This is a genomic window from Actinosynnema sp. NPDC020468 (assembly GCF_040642015.1).
GTDB lineage: Bacteria > Actinomycetota > Actinomycetes > Mycobacteriales > Pseudonocardiaceae > Actinosynnema.
The window spans coordinates 118,059-139,238 of record NZ_JBFAEO010000014.1 but is presented as its reverse complement, the minus strand read 5'-3'; the positions used below and the strand labels follow the sequence as shown (position 1 = coordinate 139,238).

The following is a 21,180-nucleotide window of genomic DNA, read 5'->3' as shown; positions in this document are numbered from 1 at the left end:
CCCGACCCTTTTCACAGTTACCCGTAGGGGTGAGTGCACGTGGTGGAACGCATCCTGATCACCGGCGCGGCCGGGTCGATCGGCACCATGCTCCGGTCCCGGCTGGCCCGACCCGGTCGGGTGCTGCGGCTGCTCGACGTGGTGTCGGTGGAGCCCGGCGCCGCCGAGGAGGCGGTGACCGCGTCGGTGACCGACCCGGTGGCGCTGGAGGAGGCGTGCGCCGGGGTGACCGCGGTGGTGCACCTGGGCGGGTTCAGCTCCGAGGCGTCCTGGGACGGGGTGTTGGAGGTGAACATCGGCGGGACGCACACCGTGCTGGAGTCGGCGCGGCGGGCCGGGGTGCGGCGGGTGGTGCTGGCGTCGTCGAACCACGCGGTCGGGTACTTCGCGAAGTCCGACTCGTCCTCCGGTGAGGCACCGGACTACCTGTTCCCGGCGCCGGACACCTACTACGGCGTGTCCAAGGTGGCGATGGAGGCGTTGGGCAGCCTGTACGCCCGCCGCTACGGCATGGACGTGATCGCGACCCGCATCGGCTCGTGCTTCGCCGCGCCGCGCGACGAGCGGATGCTGGCCACCTGGCTGTCGCCGGACGACGCGGGCCGGCTGTTCGAGGCCTGCCTGACCGCGCCCGCGCCGGGTTTCCGGGTGGTGTGGGGCGTCTCGGCGAACCGCCGCCGCTGGTTCTCGGGCGCGGAGGGCGAGGCGTTGGGCTTCGTGCCGCAGGACGACGCCGAGGACCACGCGGCGTCGGTGACCCCGTCCTCGGAGGTGGCGCTGGACCACGTGGGCGGCGCGTGGGTCGGGCCCGAGTGGGACACGGCGGTGAAGGACGCCGGCCGCTAGCGACGTCTCCGCGCGACCCGGCGGTGTCGGTGCGGTTGGTTACCCTGCGCGGCATGTACATCTCGCAGGTCCGGCTGCGGAACGTCAAGGGGTTCCACGGGGCGCGTGAGGTCGACCTGTCGCTCACCGCTCCGGGGTGGACGGTGGTGGCGGGGCGGAACGGGTCGGGGAAGACGTCGCTGCTGCGGTCCGTCGCGTTGGCGGTCAGCGGGATCGGGGTCGCGCGGAACCTGGTGCCGGACTTCGGGAACTGGGTCACGGCCGGCGCGCGGGAGGCCGTGGCGCAGGTGCGGTTCACCCGGGACGAGACGGTGGAGAAGTGGTCCGGCAAGGGGCGGCGGCCGGCCGGTGAGCTGTGGGCCGGGTTGTCGTGGGTGGTGCCGGAGGACGAGGGCCGGACCGCGCACCGCGGGCTTCAGCCGTCGTTGCGGGAAAAGCTCGAGGGCAGTCGGTCGGGTGCGGCGCGAGGGCCGTGGCAGGACAACCCGACCGGGTGGTTCTGCGCGGCGTACGGGCCGTTCCGGCGGTTGGTGGGCGGTGCGGGCGAGGCGCAGCGGCTGATGCTGTCGCCCGGTCCGGTGTCGCGGTTGGCGAGCCTGTTCCACGAGGACGCCTCCCTCGCCGAGGGCGTCGGCTGGTTGATCGAGCAGCACCTGCGGTCGCTGGAGCGGCGGCCGGGCGCGGAGGAGTTGAAGACGGCGGCGCTGGCCGTGCTGGCGGACGGGTTGCTGCCGGACGACTACCGGATCGTGGGCGTCGACTCGGACGGGCTGTGGGTGGTCAGCGGCGGGCACCGGTTCCCGCTCAAGGAGATGAGCGACGGCTACCGCACGGTCGCGGCGCTCGTGGTGGACCTGATCAAGCAGATCCACGAGTCCTACGGCGCGCTCCAGCTCGACACCGAGGGCGGGCGGGTGGCGTTGACCGCGCCGGGCGTGGTGATCATCGACGAGGTGGACGCGCACCTGCACGTGTCGTGGCAGAAGCGGATCGGCGGGTGGCTCAAGGAGCACTTCCCGAACATCCAGTTCGTCGTGACGACGCACAGCCCGTACATCTGCCAGGCCGCCGACGCGGGCGGGTTGATCCGGCTGCCCGGCCCGGACCAGCAGGAGCCGCCCCGGGTGGTGGACCAGGACCTGTACGAGCGGATCGTCTACGGCAGCGGCGACGACGCGGTGCTGTCCGAGCTGTTCGGGCTGGACACGCCGTACTCGGAGAAGGCCCAGGCCCTGCGGGCCGAGCTGGTGGAGCTGGAGGTCGCGGTGCTGACCGGCGCCGCGAGCAAGCGGGTGGTGCGGCGGTACGAGCAGTTGCGCGACCTGCTGACCAGCTCGCCGGTGGCGCGCGCCCGCGAGGTGACGGCGCGGATGGAGCGGTGATCCGGGTCCACCGGCCGGCGCTGTCCGCGGGGTTGCGCGCGCGGCTGGCGCCGTTGACCGACGACATCGACGCGAGCCGGGAGCCCGTCAAGCACTCGCGGGCGCTGTGGAAGCGGGCCGCGGTGCGGCGGACCGTGCACGCGCCGCTGCGGGCGCTGCTGGAGGGGATGGCGCCCGGCTACCAGCGCTGCATGTACTGCGGCGACAGCCAGGGCACCGACATCGACCACTGGGAACCGTTGTCGCTCAACCCGTTGCGCACGTTCGACTGGCTCAACCACCTGCTCGCGTGCTCGCTGTGCAACAGCAACCTCAAGCGCGACCGGTTCCCCCGTGCCGACGACGGCACGCCCCTGCTGGTCGACCCGAGCGTGGAGGACCCGTTCGACCACCTGCTGCTCACCCCGACGCTGGGCGTCTACCGGCCGTTGACCGCGAAGGGCGAGGCGACGATCGAGGTGTGCGGGCTGAACCGGCCGATCCTGACCGCGGGGCGGCAGCAGGCGCGGCGGGTGGTGCTGCTGTGCCTCGACCTGTGGGCGCGGGGCGGGCCGGAGGAGCGGCGGACGGCGGTGCTGACGGTGCGCGGCCAGCCGTTCGCGGACGTGTGCCAGGCGATGCTGAGGCTGGCGCGGGCGCCGGGCGCGGACCGGGTGTTCGCCGACTCGCCGGACGCACTGGACCTGCTGCGCGACGAGGGGTTGCGGTCGGCGCTGCTGGCTTGACCTTGGAGCGGGGTCCCGGGTTTACCGTCGTGGCATGCGAGTCGCGGAGTTGGCCGAGGCGGTCGGGGTGCGACCGGACACCGTGCGCTACTACGAGCGGGCCGGGTTGCTCGCGCCGCCGCCGCGCACCGCGTCCGGGTACCGGGTGTACGCGCAGGACGCGGTGGAGCGGATCCGGTTCGTGCGCGGTTGTCAGCGGCTCGGGCTGCGGTTGCGCGAGATCGCCGACCTGCTGGCCGTGCGGGACACCGGCGTGTGCCCGTGCGAGCCCGCCGAGGAGCTGTTGACCAGGCACATCGCCGAGCTGGACGCGGAGTTGGCCCGGTTGACGGCGTTGCGCGGCTCGCTGGTGGAGATGGTGCGCGGGTTGCCCGAGGGGCGGTGCCCGGACATCGGGCCCGGCACCTGGTGCCCGCCGGGCGGGAGGGGGTGATCGACGTGGGTTGCGACTGCGAGTGCTGCCGGGCCGGCTGCTGCTGACGGCCGGAGGTGGTCGGCGAGGCGCCCGCCGACCGACACCCGATCGAGGACGGCTCGGGTCGAGTCCGCGACCCGGCATCCGTGTTCGGCCCCACCCGTCGCGGGTCGACCGGTTCGACCCCCCGGTCGGTTACAGCTCCTGGCTCAGCCAGGTCGAGTGCTCGTCGGTGAAGCCGTGCCGGCGGTAGAAGCGGCGGGCGGCGTCGTTCGGTTCCTCGGTTTCCAGGAACAGCTTCCGGGCGCCGGCCGCGCGGGCCGCCGCCACGAGTTCGGCGATCACGACCGCGCCGGTGCCCCGACCACGGCCCTGCACGAAGAATTCGTCCAGCAGCGCGTCACGGCCACCCGACTCCAGGGAGTAACCCCAGGTCAGGACCGCGTAGCCGGTGTCGAACAGCCACACCTGGCCGTACCGGTCGTCCGCGAGCAGCGGTTCCAGCGCGGCGGTCACGACCGCCTCGTCGTAGTGGTGCCGGTCGACCTCGTAGAACTCCCGCACCAGCGGGAGCAGGGCGGACAGGTCGGCGGGAACGGCGCGGCGGATCACCCGACCAGCGCACCGCGTTCACGGTGCGTTGTCAAACGGAGGGTGTCCGTTAGGCCGTCGATGCCTTAATCGCGCGAAATTGTCGTACCCCGGGTCCATGATGGCCCGCATGGCAGACGCAATCGTGGCCGAGGGACTGGTCAAACGCTACGGGTCGGTCGTCGCCCTCGACGGCCTGGACCTGGTGGTGCCGGAGGGCACGGTCATGGGCTTGCTCGGCCCGAACGGCGCGGGCAAGACGACGACGGTGCGCGTGCTCACCACGCTGTTGGCGCACGACGAGGGCAGGGCGACGGTCAACGGGCTCGACGTGGTGGCCGACGCCAAGGAACTGCGTCGCACGATCGGGTTGTCCGGTCAGTACGCGGCGGTGGACGAGAACCTGACGGGGTTCGAGAACCTGGACATGGTCGGCCGGCTCTACCACCTGGGCCGGCACCGCAGCCGGGAGCGGGCGCGCGAGCTGCTGGAGCGGTTCGACCTGGTGGAGGCGGCGGACCGGCCGGTGAAGGGCTACTCGGGCGGCATGCGGCGGCGGTTGGACCTCGCCGGCGCGCTCGTGGCGACGCCGACCGTGCTGTTCCTGGACGAGCCGACCACCGGGCTCGACCCGCGCAGCAGGCTCGGCATGTGGGACGTGATCGCCGAGCTGGTGGCGGGCGGCACGACGCTGCTGCTCACCACGCAGTACCTGGAGGAGGCCGACCGGCTGGCCGACCGGATCGCGGTGATCGACCACGGCAAGGTGATCGCGCTGGGCACCGCCGACGAGTTGAAGGACCAGGTCGGCGGCGAGCGGCTGGAGCTGACGCTGGCCTCGCGCGAGGACGTGGAGACGGCGCGGTCGGTGCTCGCGCCGCTGGCGATCGGCGAGGTCGTGGTGGACGACCGCGGGCACCGGCTGACGGTGCCGGTGTCGGGTGGTTCGGCGGTGCTGGTGGACGGGATCCGCAGGCTCGACGCGGAGTCGGTGAAGGTGTTGGACGTGGGGTTGCGCCGACCCACGCTGGACGACGTGTTCCTGACGTTGACGGGGCACGCGACCGAGGACGAGAAGCAGGGGGAGAAGTGAGCTTCGCACAGGCGCTCGGTGACGGAGCGGTCGTCGCCAAGCGGAATCTGATCAAGATCAAGCGCGTGCCGGACCTGATCGTGTTCTCGACGCTGTCGCCGATCATGTTCGTGCTGCTGTTCGCGTACGTGTTCGGCGGCTCGATCGACATCCCCGGGATGGACTACCGGGAGTTCCTGATGGCGGGCATCTTCGCGCAGACGGTGGTGTTCGGTTCCACGATCACCGGCTCGGGCCTGGCCGAGGACATGCAGAAGGGCATCGTCGACCGGTTCCGGTCGCTGCCGATGGCGCGGTCCGCCGTGCTGATCGGGCGCACCACGTCCGACCTGGTGAACAACGTGATCGTGATCGTGGTCATGTCGATCACCGGGCTGATCGTGGGCTGGCGCATCCACTCCTCGATCTGGGAGGCGCTCGCCGGTTTCGCGCTGCTGCTGCTGTTCGCGTACGCGGTGTCGTGGGGCATGGCGATCGTGGGTCTGCTGGTGCGCTCGCCCGAGGTGTTCAACAACGCGAGCTTCATCGCGATCTTCCCGTTGACCTTCATCGCGAACACCTTCGTGCAGGAGTCGAACCTGCCGGGTCCGCTCAAGGTCTTCGCGGAGTGGAACCCGGTGTCGGCGGTCACGGCGGCGGCGCGCGAGCTGTTCGGCAACACCAACCCGTCGTTCCCGCCGCCGGACGTGTGGTCGCTGCGGCACCCGGTGCTGACGACGCTGGCCTGGGTGGTGGTCTTCCTGGCGGTGTTCGTGCCGCTGGCGATCCGCCAGTACCGCCGGGCGGTGTCGCGCTAGGGGGTCCCGGGGAAGCAGGAGCAGGTCGAGCACGCCTCGGTGGGAGACGCCGAGGTGTGCGAACCGGTGGAAGCGGCGTCCCAGGACGTCGCGCCGCCGGTGGGGGGTGGTGCGGTCGAAGGCCGGTGGGTGTCCCGGCTCGCCGCGCCTGCCGCGCGACCCGACCGCCCGGAGGGTCGGTCGGGTGACCGACGCCGGTGCGGGTGCCGGTGCGCTTGGAGGACGCCCGACTCGACCGGGACTTCGCGATCCGGCGGGTCGGCCGCCTCGGCGATCGACCGCGCCTCGGCCGCCGGCGCGATGGGAGTGCCGACGCGCGACCTGAGCCGGGTGCAGACCGTCGAACGCCCGGACCGTCGAGCACGCAGCAGTCGATCACGCGGCAGTCGATCACGCGGCAGTCGGTCACGCGGCGGTCGGTCACGCGTTTCGCGGACAGGTCCCGGCATCGCCGGCACTCGCACTCGGCCACCGGCGCGGTGGGAGTGCCGTCACGCGACCTGAGCCGGGTGGGGACTGTCGAACGCCCGGCCAGTCGACCACTCGGCGGTCGAGCACGCAGCGGTCGGTCACGCGTTTTGCGGACAGGTCCCGGTACCGCCGGCACTCGCGCTCGGCCGGCGGCGCGGCGAGCCCCCGCCCCGGGTGGCCACGGTGTGTCAGCGGGCGGGTCGCGAGGGTGGCCGGCTGGGCCGGTCGGGGTGGTGCGGTTGCGCCGAGTGGCGCGTTTGAAACCGTTGGAAAGTAAGGTTTTCCGGCTTCCCATCCGATGTGGCCGGTCCCGGGTGAATGCGGTTTATCGTTGCCCCGCAATGGAAACCCGGTGGCCAAGCAAGCCTAGTCGAGGAGGCTGAAATGTCCACCGGCACAACCATCGGCGTCATCGTCGCCGTTCTGGTCGTGCTCGCCGGGGTCGCGGTGCTGCTGAAGGTTTTCCTCCAGCGCAGGAGGTTGCGGTCACGGTTCGGGCCCGAGTACGAGCGCGCTGTCGCCGGCAGTGACAACCGCATGGCGGCCGAGCGCGAGCTGGTCCAGCGCGAGCGGGAGCACAAGGATCTCGACATCCGGGCGCTGAACGCGGCGACCCGCGAGTCCTACGCCCGGCACTGGACCGAGGTCCAGGAGCAGTTCGTGGACGACCCGGAGCAGGCCGTCACGGCCGCCGACCGGCTCGTCACCGACCTGATGGCCGAGCGCGGCTACCCCACCGAGGGCTACGAGCGCCAGGTGTCGATGCTTTCGGTCGCGCACGCCAAAACCCTCGAGCACTACCGCGAGGCGCACGACATCACCACGCGCCACGAGCGCGGCGAAGCCACCACCGAGGACCTCCGCTCCGCGATGGTGCACTACCGGACCCTCTTCGAAGACCTGCTCGGCCGAGAAGGAGCGCGTTGATGACCGACCGCCAGGAAGCCCGTCCCCTGACCACCGAGGACTTCGTCCAGGACGACCGGCGCGCGGACGACGGCACGGTCGACCAGTACGGGAACCAGGTCGCCGGGCACGACACCACCGGACACGACGCCACGACGCACGACGCGGGCCTGCACGGCCTGGGTCACGACGTCGAGGGCCACGACACCACCGGGCACGACACCACCGGGCACGACCTCGACCGGCACGACGCGGTCGCCGAGGACCCGTACGACCACGCGGACACCCTCGACAACGCCGACCACACCGACACCGACCTGGTGGACGACAGAAGCGCCGTGGTCCCGGACGCGCAGAAGCCGACCGCGGACGCGCTGCCCGAGGAGGGCACCCCGCTGTTCACCGAGGACGAGGCGGGCGGGTTCCGCGACGAGTGGCGCTCGCTCCAGGCCGACTTCGTGGACAGCCCGCGCGACGCCGTCCAGCGGGCCGACGAGCTGGTGGCCCAGGTGATCCAGAGCCTCGCCACCACCTTCGCCGAGCACAAGCGCACCCTCGAGGGCCAGTGGCAGGAGGGCGACCAGGTCGAGACCGAGGAACTGCGTCTCGCGCTGCGCCGCTACCGGTCGTTCTTCGACCAGCTGCTGTCGGTCTGACCGAAACTCCCCGTTGTGCGTCCGGCGACCCGGGCGCACAACGGGTGATTTCCTACCCGGGCAGTTCCCGGATCTCCATCTCCAGCACGTCGATCTCGTCGTGGATCGCCTCGTCCAGCATCAGGTCGAGCAGTGCGTGGCAGTGCGATTCGCGGCAGTCCTCGAAGGCCTCGCCGAACCCCGGCACCTGTTCCCACCAGATCGCCGGGTTGTTCCAGAACGAACCGGAACCCTGGTCGACGCCCTCGAGACAACGCAGTCGCACGTCGTCGTCGGGCAGTCGCCGCACGTAGTCGATGAACCTGGCCAAGGCCGCGGGGTGTCGCACCGGAACCGCGCCGTACCCCCGCAGGCAGTCTTCGAGTTCCGCCAGGAACTCCTCTTGGAAACCCATGGCTCCACCCCCCGTTCCGCCCGCGTCGCTGCGGGTGAAAGGGACTCCCTCGGAGCACATACGGTACCTCCGCGAAGGCAAAACCTCTTGCCTCCCAATGGGCGTCAATCGGCGGCGAATCGCTAACGTTCAGTGGCGCGGCCGCGCGCGGAACCCAGCACGAGCAGCCCGGCGAGCGTGATCCCGAGCAGCAGCACGGTGCTCGCGGACGCGGCGAACACCTGGCCCCGGTCGGACAGCGCGAAAATCGTGACCGGCAGGGTCCGCCAGTCCGGCGGGTAGAGCATGATCGTCGCGCCGACCTCGCCCATGGACAGCGCCAGCCCGAGTGACGCCGAGGCGGACATCGCGGGCAGCAGCACGGGCAGCCGGACCTTCCACAGCACGCGCGCCGACGAGGCGCCCAGCGACGACGCGACGAGCGCGAGCTGCCCGTCCACCCGCCGTTGCGCGGCGGCCACGACGCTGAACGAGAACGGCAGCAGGATCACCAGGTGCGCCACGAGCACGATCCAGCGGGTGCCGTTGAGCAGCACGGGCGGCTTGCTGAACGCGACCAGCATCCCCAGGCCCACCACCACCGACGGCACGGCGAGCGGCAGGTGCAGGGCACCGTCCACGATCCGGCGCACCGCGCGCGGCGCCGAGGCCGAGGCGACCGCGGCCCACGTGCCCAGCAGCACGGCGCACCCGGCGGCCAGCAGCGCGGTCTGCGCGCTCACCACCGCGGAGGCGACGGCATCGCCCCGCACGGCCGATTCCAGGTGGCGCGTGGTCAGCTCGGACGGCAGCACGCCGTTCCACGACCCGGCGACCGACGCGAGCGCGATCATCGCCAGCGGCGCCAGCACGACCACGCCGAACACCACCGCGAACAGCGCGATGGCGACGACCCGACTACGCCGCGTCCACAGCAGCACGGCCCGCTCCCTTCGCGAACACCCAGCGGTGCAGCACGTACAGCGCCAGCGAGAACACCACGTTCACCACGGCGACCACGCACGCGGCCGGGTAGTCGAACGTGACGATCGCCTTGGTGTAGACCAACATCGGCAACGTGGTGACGTCCTTCGCGCCGACGAACAGCACGATGCCGAACTCGTTCATGCACAGCAGCAGGGTCAGGCACGCGCCGGAGGCCAGCGCGGGCAGCGCGTCGGGCAGCACGACCTGCCGCAGCACCCGGGCGGGCGAGGCGCCGAGCGAGGCCGCCACGTCCAGCTGCGCGCCGGGGATCTGGCTGAACGCGGCCAGCGCCGGCCGCATCACGAACGGCGTGTAGAAGGTGATCTCGGCCAGCAGCACGCCCCACGGCGAGTACAGGAAGTCGACGGTGCCCGCGCCCAGCGCCGCGTTCACCACGCCCGCGCTGCCGTAGAGGAACGTGAACGCCAGCGCGATCAGGAACGACGGGAACGCCAGCACCACGTCGACCAGCCGGGACGCCGCGCGCACGCCGGGGAACGGCGCGAACGCCACCACCAGGGCCAGGAACACGCCGAGCACCAGGCACCCCAGCGTCGAGGACACCGCGAGCAGCGCGGTGCGGCCCAGCGCGCGCCGGAACTCGGTCGAGCCGAGCACCTCCTGCCACGCGGCGAGCCCGACCGTGCCGTCGTCGGCGACGAACGACTGCTGGAGCACGAGCGCGAGCGGGTAGCCGAACAGCACCACCAGCACGGCGACCGGCGGCAGCAGCCACAGCGCGCGGCGGGTCACAACCGCACCAGCGGGCAACCGTCCGGAATGGACACCGACACCCGTTCGCCGACCGCGAGCCCGTCGACGGAGCGGACCTCGGCGCGCACCCGGTGCCCGGCGTCGAGCTCGAGGTCGAGCCGGAACCCGGTGCCGCGCCACTGCACGGCCAGCAGCCGGCCCGGCAGTCCCGTGCCGTCGAACGGCGCCACGCCGACCCGGTGCGGTCGCACGCTGTGCGCCACGCCCACGGCGGTGGCCGCGGGGTCGAGCACGGCGGGCGGGATCAGGTTGGAGGCGCCCAGGAACGACGCGGTGAACCCCTCGCCCGGCCGGTCGTACAGCTGGGCCGCGGGCCCGACCTCGACCAGGCCGGCGTCGCGCATCACCGCGATCCGGTCGGCCAGGGCCAGCGCCTCGCCCTGGTCGTGGGTCACGTAGACGATGGCGGTGTCGGGCAGCTCGGCCCGCAACCGCAGCAACTCCGCCACCATCTCCTCGCGCAGCGCGGCGTCCAGCGCGGACAGCGGTTCGTCGAGCAGCAGCACCGGCGGCCGGATGGCCAGCGCGCGGGCGATCGCGACCCGCTGCTGCTGACCACCGGACAGCTCGCGCGGCAACCGGCCCGCGTAGGCCGCCATGCCGACCATCTCCAGCACGTCGGCGACCCGGGCGGCCACCTCGCGGCGCGGCACGCGGCGGGCGCGCAGCCCGAACGCGACGTTGTCGGAGACCTTCATGTGCGGGAACAGCGCGTAGCTCTGCACGACGACGCCGAGCCCGCGCCGGTTGGGCGGCAGGTCGGTGACGTCGCGACCGCCGAGGAGCACCCGGCCCGACGCGGGGCGCACGAAGCCCGCGACCGCCTTGAGCGCGGTCGACTTGCCCGACCCGGACGGGCCGAGCAGCGCCAGGGTCTCCCCCGCCGCCACCGACAGGGTCAGTCCGCGCAACGCGACGGTCCGTCCGAAGTGGACGGACACGTCGCGCCACTCGACGGCGGCAACCGTCACCTGCCGACCGCCTTGGTGTACGCGGCCACGTCGGCGTCCAGCGTCGCCACGACGGACGTCCAGTCCGGCTGCCACACCTCGACGCCCTTGAGCAGCTCGGAGATCTGGCCGGTGGCGGGCACGTCGCCGCGCACCGGCCGGCCGAGCGCGTCGGCCGCGACGGTCTGCTGGACCTCGGAGGAGAGCAGGAAGTCCAGGAACTTCCTGCCGTTGTCCGCGTGCGGCGCGCCGGTGGCCAGGCCCGCGTAGTACGGGATGGCGAACGTGGAGCGCGCGCCCTTGTCGTCGGCCGGGAAGAACACCTGGAACTCGGACTTGTCGTCGCGGATCGAGGTCAGGTTCATCTGGAGGTCGCCGTTGGCCACCCAGATCTCGCCCTTGGACACCTTGGGCTGGAGCTTGCCGGTGGAGGACGACGGTCCGACGTTGTTGGCCTCCAGCTTGGCCAGGTAGTCGAGCGCGCCCTGGTCGCCGAGGACGTGCTTGAGCTGGAGCAGCACCGCGGTGCCGTCACCGGCCTGGCCGGGCGTGGAGTACTGGAACTTGCCCTTGAACCGCGGGTCGAGCAGGTCGTTCCACGTGGTCGGCGCGGGCGTGGCCAGCTTGGGGTTGTAGATGAAGTTCAGGTAGTTGTTCACGACGGCGGTGTACTTGCCGGACTTCTGGCCGGCGGGCACCTGGTCGGAGCCGGCGGGCGCGTAGTCGGCGAGCAGACCCGCCTTGTCCGCGCGCTGGATGAACGGCGGCAGCGTCACGAGCACGTCGGCCTGCGGGTTGGCCTTCTCGCGCTCGGCGCGGGTGACCACCTCGCCGGAGCCGCTCTCCACGAGCTGGACGGTGATGCCGGTCTTCGCCTTGAACTCCTCGGCGCGCTTGCCGTACCAGCCGGCGAGGCCGTCGACGGTGTACACGGTGACCGTGCCGCCCGCGCCGGTGGACGAGGGTGACGACGCGGTGGCGCCGCCGGTGCCGCCGCACGCGGCGGTCAGCAGGAGCAGGCCGGCGGCCAGTGTCTTGCGCAGCATGGGGTCTCAGGGCCTTTCGGGGAGGTCGAGAACTGCGGGGAGATCGCGTACCGACGCCAGCACGTGCGTCGCGCCGGCCGCGGCGAGGTCCTCGGGGGACGACGCCCCGGTCAGCACCCCGGCCACCACGCGGGCGCCCGCGCGGAGTCCGGAGAGCACGTCCGACGGTGTGTCGCCGACGACCGCCACGGAGCGGACGTCGGTCAGCCCGAGCCCGAGCACGGCGGCGAGCACCATGTCCGGGTAGGGCCTGCCCCGACCGGCCTCGGCCGGGGTGGTCGTGAAGTCCGCCAGCTCGGTCCAGCCGAGCGCGGACAGGATCACCTGCTGGGTGGCGCGGGAGAAGCCGGTGCCGAAGGCGACCTTCACGCCGCGGGCGCGGAGGTCGGTGATGACCTCGACCGCGCCGGGCACGGGCGCGCAGTGCCCCTCGGCCACCAGTTCCGCGTACGCCACCTCGAACGCCGCGTTCGCCCGCTGCGCCAGGGTTTCCTCACCCAGCAGCGCGCGGAACACGACGATCTTGGACTGGCCCATGGTGTCGCGGACGTACCGCACCTGCTCCTCGCCCGCGTCCGGGAGGGCGCGCCGGAAGGCCCGCTCCACCAGCCCGTCGTCGAGCACCGTGGTGCCCGCCATGTCGAACACGACCAGGTCGACGCTCACAGTCCGATCTCCTCTGCCGTGTCGAAGGCGATGGCGGGCGAGCACGTCATGCCGCGCCCGCCCGGTCCGGTCACGAGCCACACGCCGGGCTCGACCTGCTGCCGGTGCACCACGCGCGTGGTGTCGAGGCACTGCGCGTAGACGCCCGCCCAGCGCCGGACCACGCGCGGCAGCGGTCGGCCGAGCAGGTCCGAGGCGACCGACGCGAGGTGCGCGTACGGGTCGTCCTCGGTGTCGAACGGGAAGGGTTCGGCGTAGCCGTGGGTGTCGCCGACGGTCAGGCCGCCGTCGGCCCGTTGCACCAGCAGCAGCTGCATGGCGTGCTCGCGGGCGATCTCGGCCTGCGGCTGGGAGGCGTTCAACGCGTCCAGCGCGGTGCCCTGGTAGGCCGGGTAGTAGCGGAAGCTGTCGCCGTCGGCCAGCGACGTGGTGAGCGGCTCGGCCAGCGGCTCGGTCTGCATCATCTGCAACCGGACCCGGCGCACCGGCACCTCGCCGACGACCTCGCGGACCAGCCCGCCGAGCCACGCGCCGGTGCACAGCACCACCACGTCGCCGTGGTGCTCCACGCCGAAGTCGTCACGGACGCCGTGCGCGGACACGGCGCGCACCTCGCGGCCGGGCAGCCAGGTGTAGCGGCCGGACGCCAGCAGCGCCTCGCGCAGCGCGGGTTGGGCCACCCGAGGTTCGACGGCCGCGTCCCGGGAGCAGTGCAGCGCGCCCAGCAGGTCGCCGCGCACGGCCGGGTTGAGCGCGCGGACCTCGGCCGGCTCCAGCAGCGCGAACCCGCGCTCGGCGGCGTCCGGCCGGGCCACGACCTCGGCGGCGACCGCGAGTTCGGCGGCGGTGCGCAGGGCGGTCAGCGAGCCGTTGGCCCGGAACCCGAGCCCCGGCACCCGTTCGCCGACGCGCTCCCACAGCTCGCGGGCACGCAGCGCGACGGACAGCTCCTCGCCGGCCGCCCGGCCGCCGACCCACACCAGGCCGAAGTTGCGCACCGACGCGCCGCGCGCCTCGGGTTGTTGTTCCAGTTGGACCACGTCGTGACCGCGTTCGACGGCCTGCCAGGCGTGCATGGTCCCCAGCACGCCGCCGCCGACAATTAGCACTCGCACGTCGGCAACGGTGCGTGACCAAGTCGACGGGACGGTGGCCCGTCAGCGAAGAACGGGTGAACCGAACATGTGGACTAGATGAGTTACCGCGCCGTGACCTTCATTACTCCGAACGGAGTCGCGCCATGAAGCTGAACCGATCACCCCGGTAGAGCGAGCGCACCCGCTCGATCGGCACGCCAACGTTGTCATGCGACACCCGGTGCAGCAGGAGCATCGGCAGGGCCGGGTTGGTGCCGATGAGCAGCGCCTCGCGCGGCGTGGCGAGCACCGTCTCCACCCGCTCCTCGGCCTCGGTGAACACCACGCCGAGGGAGTCGGTCAGGCACGCGTACAGCGAGGTCGTCGGGTCCAGCACCTCGAGCAGCGTCGGGAACCGGGCCTGGGACAGGTAGGTCGACTCGAGGCCGACGCGCTCGTCGTCGGCCAGCAGCACGCGCTCCAGGTGGATCACCGGCGCGCCGCGCTCGATCCGCAGGTCGACCGAGAGCACCTCGTCGGCGGGCAGGTGCTCGACCGTGATCACGCTGCGGCCGGGCGCCACGCCCTGGCGGCGCATGCCCTCCGTGTAGGACACCAGCGACAGCGGCTGGACGAGCTTGGGCGGCGCGACGTAGGTGCCGCTGCCCTGCCGGCGCTGGAGCTTGCCCTCCAGCACCAGCTCGCCGACGGCCTGCCGCAACGTCACCCGGGACACCGAGAACCGCTCGGCCAGCTCCCGTTCGGACGGCAGCGCCGCGCCCTCCCCCAGCGCCTCGATGAGCCACAGCAGCTCGGTCTTCACGGCGTAGTAGCGCGGGATCCGTCCGTGCTCGGGAATACCGGCGCGGACCGGTCCGTCCGCGCGGTACTGCGGTGCGAAATGCGAGGCTGGCACGGCACCGAGCCTACGGGTGTCAGGGCTCGATCCCCGGCGGTTCCGGGATCCGGTAGCCCGACTGGCCGATGTTGTCCTCCAGTGACTTCCGCCACGCGCCGGAGCTCTCCATCTTCTGCACGGCGGCAGTGATCTTGGTCTTGCTGGCCGAGTCGCCCTTGCGCAAACCGATGCCGTACTTCTCCTCCGAGAACGGCTTGCCGACCACCCTCAGCAGTTCCGGGTTCTGCGCCGCGTACCCGGCGAGGATCACGTCGTCGGTCGTCAACGCGTCCACGTTGTCCGCGAGCAGGGCGGTAACGCAGTCACTGAACTGGGGGTACTCGCGCAACCGGACACCGGGCGCGTACTTCTCCTGGACGTACTGGGCGGACGTGCTGCCCTCGACCGAGCACAGCCGCAGGTCCTGGTTGTCGAGCGAATCCGGGCCGGTGATGCGGTTGTCGTTGATCCGGACCAGCAGGTCCTGACCCGCGATGAAGTACGGCCCGACGAAGTCGATCAGCTCCTTGCGCTTGGGGGTGATCGAGTAGCCGGTCACCACCAGGTCCACCTGACCGGTGGTGATCAACGTCTCGCGCTGGGCGGGCGAGGCCTCGACCCAGGTGATGCCGGACTCCTGGACGCCCAGTTCGTTGGCCACGTACCGGGCCACGTCGATGTCGAAGCCCTTGAGCACGCCGTCCATCCGCTTCACGGCGAGTCCGGGCTGGTCGTAGGCGATGCCGATGGTGAGCTTGCTGTCGCTGCTCGCCCGCCCGGCGACGGTCGTGTCGTCACCGGTCGAGCAGGAGGCGAGGACGAGCGCGGCGGCGCACACCACAGCTACGGCGCGCAACGATGCCAGTGCCATTCTTCCCCTTTTCGGGTGCCTTCCTCGGGTTGCCGGAAACCTAAGCGGCGGAGATGCGCCCGGCAACAGTCAGGGACGAATTGAGGCGAGCGGAATCGATCCAGCAAGACGGTCACGGTGCGTGGCTGTGATCGGGTTAACGCGTGCCACCGGGTGACCGCAGCCGCCTCGGCCCGGTGTCGTGCCTGGACGGTGGGGGTCCCAGCGTGATCTTCGCGCTGCTGACGTACGCGCCGGCCGCGCTCGCCAGCACCGGTTCCAGGGCCAGCTCGCGCACTTCGGGAACGTCTTCGGCCAGTGCCGCCAGACGGAGCACGAGGTCCTGCAACGCGGGCAGGTCCGCCTGCTCCGAACCCCGGTACCCGGCCAGCAGCGGCGCGGCCTTGGGCGCGCGGACGAGCGCGGCGGCGTCGGTGTCGGTCAGCGGCACGGCCCGGTACGCCCGGTCCCCCAGCAGGTCGCTGACCACGCCGGACAGCCCGAACGACACCAGCGTGCCGAACGACGGGTCGTCCTGGAGCCCGAGCACGCACGAGATGCCCTTGGGCGCCATCCGCTGCACGTAGACCTCGGCCTGCCCGGACACCTCCGCCAGCGTCGTGTAGGCCGAGCGCACCGCCTCCTCGCCCGCCACGTCCAGCCGCACCCCCACCAGGTCGGTGCGGTGCCGCAGCCGGTCGTCGGTCGACTTCAACGCCACCGGGTAGCCGAGGTCCGCCGCCGCGCGCGCCGCGTCGTCGGCCGACGAGACCACCCGGAAGGGCACCAACTCCACTCCGTAGCAGGACAGCAGCCGCACCGCCGTCGCGTCGTCCACCGGACCCTCGTCGACCACGCCCAGTGACGCCACCAGCGCGTGCGCCGCGTCGGTGTCAATCCCGTCGGGTCGGACGAACCGGCCCTGCGGCGCCGATCGCCACCGTGCGTAACGGGACGCCCGGGCCAGCGCCAGCACCGCCCGTTCCGGGCTCGGGTACGACGGCACGGACCCGCGTCCCGGCGCGCCGCCCGGCCCCGGCACGGCCAACTCGTCCGGCACGCCCTCGACCGCGAGGAACGTCGACGCGATCGGCTTGGCGCCGCCCGCCTCCTCGACCACGTCGCGCAGCGCCCGGGCGAACGCGGCGCCCGGCACCGCGAGCGGCGGCACGAACACCACCACCAGCATGTCGGTGTCCGGGTGCCGCAACGCCTCGCGCACCGCCGCCGCGAACACCTCGGGACCGGCCTGCGCGCCCACGTCCACCGGGTCGCCGACCAGTTCCAGGCCCTGGGCCAGCGCGGTGTCGGCGGCCAGCAGCCCGATCGCGGTCGAGTTGCCGACCACGGCGAGCCTCGGCCCGGCGGGCAGCGGCTGGTGGGCCAGCAGCAGCGCGGTGTCGAACAGCTGGGCCAGCGACTCGACCCGGATCACCCCGGCCTGCTCGAACAGCGCCTGCACGCTCGACTCGTCCACCTGCACCGACGTCGCCGCCAGCGCCGGGGTGACCGCGTGCCGGCCGGACTTCACCGCGACGATCGGCTTGGTGCGACCGAGCCTGCGCGCCAGCCGGGCGAACTTGCGCGGGTTGCCGAACGACTCCAGGTACAGCAGCACGACGTCGGTCGACGGGTCGGTCTCCCAGTACTGGAGCAGGTCGTTGCCCGACACGTCGGCCCGGTTGCCCGCGCTGACGAACGTGGACAGGCCGAGGCCGCGCTCGGCCGCGGTGGCCAGGATCGCGGTGCCCAGCGCGCCGGACTGGCAGAAGAAGCCCGTGCGACCGCGCGCGGGCAGCCGGGGCGCCAGCGTCGCGTTGAGCCGCACCGCCGCGTCGGTGTTCAGCACGCCGAGCGCGTTCGGGCCGACCACGCGCATGCCGTGCGCCCGTGCCTCGGCGGTGAGCCTGCGCTCGGCGGACAACCCGCCCGGACCCGTCTCGCCGAACCCGGACGTGACCACGACCAGCGCTTTCACCCCCTTGGCCAAGCACGCGTCCATGACGTCGTCCACCCGGGCGGCGGGCACCGCGACCACCGCCAGGTCCACGTCGTCGGGGATGTCGAGCACCGACGGGTAGGCCCGGACCCCGCGCACCGACCGGTGCTCGCCGTTGACCGGGTAGACCGGTCCGGCGAAGTCGGCGACCAGCAGGTTGGTCAGCACCGCGTGGCCGATCTTGGTGTGGTCGGCGGACGCGCCGATCACCGCGACCGAGCGGGGGTGCAGCAGGTTGTGCACGCTGCGCGCCTCGGCCGCCTGCTCGCGGGCCCGCGCCACCTCGACGGACTCCTCCGTCGGGTCGATGTCGAACTCCAGGTGCAGCACGCCCTCGTCGAACGCCCGGCTGACCCGGTAGCCCGCGTCCCGGAACACCCGCACCATCTGGCCGTTCTCCGCGAGCACCTCGGCGGTGAACCGGCTCAGCCCGCTCTCCCGCGCGGCCGCGGCCAGGTGCTCCAGCAGGATCGAGCCGAGGCCGCGACCCTGGTGCGAGTCCTCCACGACGAACGCGACCTCGGCGGACGAGCCGTGGTCGAGCCGGTCGTAGCGGCCCACCGCGACGATGTCGTCGCCCAGCAGCGCGGTGAACGCCACCCGGTCGTGGTGGTCGACGGTGCTGAACCGCTCCACGTCGCGCTGGGGCATCCGCGGGTACGGGCCGAAGTAGCGGAAGTAGCGGGTGCGCTCGGAGAGCCTGCCGTGGAACGCCAGCAGCCGCGCCGCGTCGTCCGGTGTGATCGGTCGCAGGTGGACGGTGCCGCCGTCGCTGAGCACGACGTCGGCCTCCCAGTGCCTGGGGTAGTCGAAGGGGTCCACCGCTAGTCCCTCGGGTCGTCGGGATCCAGTCCGTGCAGCGGGAACACCGCGTGCCGCGTCTCCCGCACCGCCTTGTCCACCGGGTGCTCGGTGACACCGCCCCACGGCTCGAACGCGGTGTCCGCGCCGTCGGTCATCGCCGAGGGCAGCGGCCGGTTGGGCGCGAGCGCGGCGACGTGCGCCACCCAGTCCGCGGGCAGCGTGGTGTCCGGGTCGAGGTCGCGGTCCAGCACGGTCGCCAGCAGGTGCGTCCAGGACCGCGGCACCACCCGGGTCAGCTCGTACCCGCCGCCGCCCAGCGCCAACCACTTCGCGCCGAGCCCGCCGACGAGGTCCCGCAGCGTCCGGTAGATCTCCCGGTGCCCGTCGACGGTGAGCGCCAGGTCGGCCAACGGGTCCTCGCGGTGGGTGTCCACACCGCACTGGGTGACCACCACCTGCGGCCGGAACGCGGTCAGCAGCGACGGCACGACCGCGTGGAAGGCGCGCAGCCACCCCGGGTCGCGGGTGCCCGGCGGCAGCGCCAGGTTCACCGACGTGCCCTCGGCGCCGGGTCCGCCCACCTCACCCGGCCGCCCGGTGCCCGGCCACAGGCTCAGCGGGTTCTGGTGCAGCGAGACCGTGAGCACGCGCGGGTCGTCGTAGAACGCGGCCTGCACACCGTCGCCGTGGTGCACGTCGGTGTCGATGTAGGCGATCCGCTCGAAGCCGCGGTCGAGCAGCCACGCGATGGCCACCGCGCAGTCGTTGTACACGCAGAACCCGGCCGCGTGGTCGCGCATCGCGTGGTGCAGCCCGCCCGCGATGTTCACCGCCCGGTCCGCGCCGTCGGCCAACGCGGCCGCCGCGGCCAGCGAACCACCCACGACCAGCGCCGACGCCTCGTGCATGTGCGGGAACACCGGGTTGTCGGAGGTGCCGAGGCCGTGCCCGACGTCCCAGCCGGCGTGCGGCGCGGACTGCACGGCCGACAGGTAGGCGGGCTCGTGCACCCGCTCGATCTCCACGTCGGAGGCGGGTTCCGGGGTGATCGGGTCGACGCCGTCGAGCACGCCGAGCCCGGTCGCGAGCCTGATCGTCAAGTCGAGGCGGACGGGGTTCAGCGGGTGGTCGCCGCCCAGGTCGTACCCCAGGAAGGAGTCGTCCCAGACGACCGCGGCTGCCTTGGCCATGGTCGCAACCTACACACGGGCATCACAGGTTGGTGGCTCCCGGACGCGAGCGACCGTCGAGGAATTAGAGTCCCCTGCGACGCCGGCGGGGCTGGATGAGCAGCCATCGAGGATGGAACCCCGCGCGTCGGAACGGGGTCGAACCTGACATGCACCAGCGACGAGTCTCCGCCCTGACCGCCGCGCTCGCCGTGGCGCTCACGCTCGGCCTGAGCGCGTGCGCGACGAAGGTCGTCGGCACGCCGGTGGCCGCCGCCGGAGCCACGACCGGCGAGAAGACGACCGCCGCCAAGCCGTCGACCAAGACGACCTCGGGCAAGCCGACCGCGTCGTCCGCGGGCGTGCCGACGTCGGGCACCAAGCCGGCGGGCAAGATCAAGATCAAGACGAAGAAGAAGACCAGCGGGTACGAGGACTGCGACCTGCTGACGCCGGAGGACGTGGCCGCCGCGACCGGCGCGCAGAAGTCCAGCGAGAAGGGGTGCGTGCAGAGCACCGAGAACCCCTTCACCGTCGTGCTGTTCATGGTCACCTTCGCCGAGTACGACGGCGACGCCACCGAGATCGAGGTCGGCGGCAACACGGCGTACCAGGTCAAGAACAAGAACGGCGACTGCTCGGTGCTCGTCATGCTGACCGACGACCCGGACGAGATCACGCCGGCGTTCCTGGCGAGCGTCACCCCGATCGACCAGATCCAGCCGTGCGAGGTCGCGCTCAAGCTCGCGACGAAGGCCTTCGACAAGATCCCGAACGCCTGAGCACCCGGCCGGGCGCGCGGTGCGCCCGGCCGGACACCGGTCAGCCCGGCTCGCCGCCGGTGGCCACCTCGCGGCCCGGGTCGGCGCACCAGTTCGACCACGAGCCGGGGTAGAGGATCGCCGGGCGGTCCGCGGTGGTCACGCCCGCCGCCTCCAGCGCCAGCACGACCGACGACGCGGTGACGCCGGACCCGCAGTAGGCGCCGACCGGCTCGTCCGCGCGCACACCCAGTCCCGCGAAGCGGGACGCGAGCGCTTCGGACCGAAGCCACCTGCCGTCCGCGCCGACGTGCTCGGCCGACGGCGCGCTGACCGCGCCCGGGATGTGGCCCGCCCTCGGGTCCACCGGCTCGGTCTCGCCGCGGTAGCGCGCGCCCGCCCGCGCGTCGAGCAGCGTGCCGACCCGCGCCAGTTCCGCCGCGCCGTGCGCGTCCACCACCGGCATCGCGCCGGGTCGCACCACGACGTCGCCCTCGACGCGGACCGGTTCCTCGGTGGTGACGGGGAGTCCCGCGGCGACCCACGCCGCGTAGCCACCGTCCACAATCGCCACTTCCGGGTGGCCCGCCCACCGCAGCAGCCACCAGACGCGCGCCGCGACCGACCCGTCGCCGCCGTCGTAGGCCACGACCGGGTGTCCGGTCGAGACGCCCGCGGCCCGCAGCACCGACTGGAGGTGGGCGGCGGTCGGGAGCGGGTGCCTGCCCGCCGGACCGGGCGCCGCGGCCAGATCCGCGTCGAGGTCGACGTACGTCGCGCCGGGGAGGTGCCCGACCTCGTAGTCTTGACGTCCCGGCGGTCCTCCCAGTCGCCACCTCACGTCGAGCACGACCGGGGGACGGGGGGCGTCCAGCGCGACCGCCAGGGCATCGGTACTGATCAGTGGATGCACGGCACCATCCTGCACCCGTCACGGGACGACTA

At 72.5% G+C, this 21,180-nt stretch carries 22 protein-coding genes; 9 read left to right on the top strand and 13 right to left on the bottom strand.

Annotated features, from left to right (window positions below; translation table 11 throughout):
* The first annotated feature begins 39 nt into the window (after positions 1-39).
* Genes AB0G50_RS13245 through AB0G50_RS13230 form a run of 4 tightly spaced genes read left to right on the top strand, consistent with a single transcriptional unit; the run spans position 40 to position 3,386 of the window.
* Positions 40-846 carry an NAD(P)-dependent oxidoreductase gene (locus AB0G50_RS13245; RefSeq protein WP_360106523.1) on the top strand — a complete coding sequence of 269 codons (807 nt, stop codon included), beginning with the start codon at positions 40-42 and terminating at the stop codon, positions 844-846.
* Positions 847-899: 53 nt separating this feature from the next.
* Positions 900-2,228: an AAA family ATPase gene (locus AB0G50_RS13240; protein ID WP_360106520.1), complete on the top strand. Its 1,329-nt coding sequence runs from the start codon at positions 900-902 to the stop codon at positions 2,226-2,228.
* Complete coding sequence (locus tag AB0G50_RS13235) at positions 2,225-2,953, top strand: HNH endonuclease (protein WP_360106517.1); 729 nt, start codon at positions 2,225-2,227, stop codon at positions 2,951-2,953. The genes AB0G50_RS13240 and AB0G50_RS13235 overlap by 4 nt, the downstream gene beginning before the upstream one ends.
* Positions 2,954-2,987: 34 nt before the next feature.
* Entirely contained in the window at positions 2,988-3,386 is a 399-nt protein-coding gene (locus tag AB0G50_RS13230) for a heavy metal-responsive transcriptional regulator (RefSeq protein WP_360106514.1), read from the top strand.
* Between the two features lie 177 nt (positions 3,387-3,563).
* On the opposite strand, the gene AB0G50_RS13225 is transcribed toward AB0G50_RS13230, so the two are convergent.
* Positions 3,564-3,980 carry a GNAT family N-acetyltransferase gene (locus tag AB0G50_RS13225; RefSeq protein ID WP_360106511.1) on the bottom strand — a complete coding sequence of 139 codons (417 nt, stop codon included), beginning with the start codon at positions 3,978-3,980 and terminating at the stop codon, positions 3,564-3,566.
* Between the two features lie 109 nt (positions 3,981-4,089).
* Between AB0G50_RS13225 and AB0G50_RS13220 the strand changes: the two genes are divergently transcribed.
* From AB0G50_RS13220 to AB0G50_RS13205, 4 genes are all read left to right on the top strand, one after another.
* Complete coding sequence (locus AB0G50_RS13220) at positions 4,090-5,052, top strand: ATP-binding cassette domain-containing protein (RefSeq protein ID WP_360106508.1); 963 nt, start codon at positions 4,090-4,092, stop codon at positions 5,050-5,052.
* A complete protein-coding gene (locus AB0G50_RS13215; protein ID WP_360106505.1) occupies positions 5,049-5,849 on the top strand; it encodes an ABC transporter permease in 801 nt (266 codons plus the stop codon). Before AB0G50_RS13220 ends, AB0G50_RS13215 begins: the two co-directional genes overlap by 4 nt.
* Before the next feature lie 855 nt (positions 5,850-6,704).
* A complete protein-coding gene (locus tag AB0G50_RS13210; RefSeq protein ID WP_360106502.1) occupies positions 6,705-7,247 on the top strand; it encodes a hypothetical protein in 543 nt (180 codons plus the stop codon).
* The gene (locus tag AB0G50_RS13205) at positions 7,247-7,882 is read left to right on the top strand and encodes a hypothetical protein (protein ID WP_360106499.1); all 636 of its coding nucleotides are present in this window, start codon (positions 7,247-7,249) and stop codon (positions 7,880-7,882) included. Before AB0G50_RS13210 ends, AB0G50_RS13205 begins: the two co-directional genes overlap by 1 nt.
* Positions 7,883-7,934: 52 nt before the next feature.
* Here the strand turns inward: AB0G50_RS13205 and AB0G50_RS13200 are convergent, their stop codons facing one another.
* The 11 genes from AB0G50_RS13200 to AB0G50_RS13150 all read right to left on the bottom strand — a co-directional run bounded on the left by AB0G50_RS13200 (position 7,935) and on the right by AB0G50_RS13150 (position 19,495).
* The gene (locus tag AB0G50_RS13200) at positions 7,935-8,276 is read right to left on the bottom strand and encodes a hypothetical protein (RefSeq protein WP_360106496.1); all 342 of its coding nucleotides are present in this window, start codon (positions 8,274-8,276) and stop codon (positions 7,935-7,937) included.
* A gap of 122 nt (positions 8,277-8,398) precedes the next feature.
* Positions 8,399-9,196 carry an ABC transporter permease subunit gene (locus AB0G50_RS13195; RefSeq protein ID WP_360106493.1) on the bottom strand — a complete coding sequence of 266 codons (798 nt, stop codon included), beginning with the start codon at positions 9,194-9,196 and terminating at the stop codon, positions 8,399-8,401.
* The gene (locus AB0G50_RS13190) at positions 9,174-9,995 is read right to left on the bottom strand and encodes a 2-aminoethylphosphonate ABC transporter permease subunit (RefSeq protein ID WP_360106490.1); all 822 of its coding nucleotides are present in this window, start codon (positions 9,993-9,995) and stop codon (positions 9,174-9,176) included. The genes AB0G50_RS13195 and AB0G50_RS13190 overlap by 23 nt, the downstream gene beginning before the upstream one ends.
* Positions 9,992-10,987, bottom strand: a complete 996-nt coding sequence (locus tag AB0G50_RS13185; protein WP_360106487.1) for an ABC transporter ATP-binding protein — start codon at positions 10,985-10,987, stop codon at positions 9,992-9,994. The genes AB0G50_RS13190 and AB0G50_RS13185 overlap by 4 nt, the downstream gene beginning before the upstream one ends.
* Complete coding sequence (locus AB0G50_RS13180; RefSeq protein WP_360106484.1) at positions 10,984-12,012, bottom strand: 2-aminoethylphosphonate ABC transporter substrate-binding protein; 1,029 nt, start codon at positions 12,010-12,012, stop codon at positions 10,984-10,986. Before AB0G50_RS13180 ends, AB0G50_RS13185 begins: the two co-directional genes overlap by 4 nt.
* Before the next feature lie 6 nt (positions 12,013-12,018).
* The gene (locus AB0G50_RS13175; protein ID WP_360106481.1) at positions 12,019-12,678 is read right to left on the bottom strand and encodes a phosphonatase-like hydrolase; all 660 of its coding nucleotides are present in this window, start codon (positions 12,676-12,678) and stop codon (positions 12,019-12,021) included.
* On the bottom strand, positions 12,675-13,793 hold the full coding sequence (locus tag AB0G50_RS13170) for a TIGR03364 family FAD-dependent oxidoreductase (RefSeq protein ID WP_360106478.1): 1,119 nt from the start codon (positions 13,791-13,793) through the stop codon (positions 12,675-12,677). Before AB0G50_RS13170 ends, AB0G50_RS13175 begins: the two co-directional genes overlap by 4 nt.
* A gap of 103 nt (positions 13,794-13,896) precedes the next feature.
* Complete coding sequence (locus AB0G50_RS13165) at positions 13,897-14,670, bottom strand: GntR family transcriptional regulator (protein WP_360106475.1); 774 nt, start codon at positions 14,668-14,670, stop codon at positions 13,897-13,899.
* A gap of 19 nt (positions 14,671-14,689) precedes the next feature.
* Entirely contained in the window at positions 14,690-15,523 is an 834-nt protein-coding gene (locus AB0G50_RS13160) for a glutamate ABC transporter substrate-binding protein (protein WP_360106473.1), read from the bottom strand.
* Positions 15,524-15,659: 136 nt separating this feature from the next.
* Positions 15,660-18,323 (bottom strand): GNAT family N-acetyltransferase, encoded by a 2,664-nt coding sequence (locus tag AB0G50_RS13155; protein WP_360106470.1) that lies wholly within the window; start codon positions 18,321-18,323, stop codon positions 15,660-15,662.
* Positions 18,324-18,325: 2 nt separating this feature from the next.
* Positions 18,326-19,495, bottom strand: coding sequence for an acetoin utilization protein AcuC (locus tag AB0G50_RS13150; protein WP_360106467.1), 1,170 nt, complete (start codon positions 19,493-19,495; stop codon positions 18,326-18,328).
* A gap of 149 nt (positions 19,496-19,644) precedes the next feature.
* Between AB0G50_RS13150 and AB0G50_RS13145 the strand changes: the two genes are divergently transcribed.
* Complete coding sequence (locus tag AB0G50_RS13145) at positions 19,645-20,256, top strand: DUF3558 family protein (RefSeq protein ID WP_360106464.1); 612 nt, start codon at positions 19,645-19,647, stop codon at positions 20,254-20,256.
* A 40-nt stretch (positions 20,257-20,296) separates the two neighbouring features.
* On the opposite strand, the gene AB0G50_RS13140 is transcribed toward AB0G50_RS13145, so the two are convergent.
* Complete coding sequence (locus AB0G50_RS13140) at positions 20,297-21,148, bottom strand: sulfurtransferase (RefSeq protein ID WP_360106461.1); 852 nt, start codon at positions 21,146-21,148, stop codon at positions 20,297-20,299.
* Positions 21,149-21,180 lie beyond the last annotated feature (32 nt).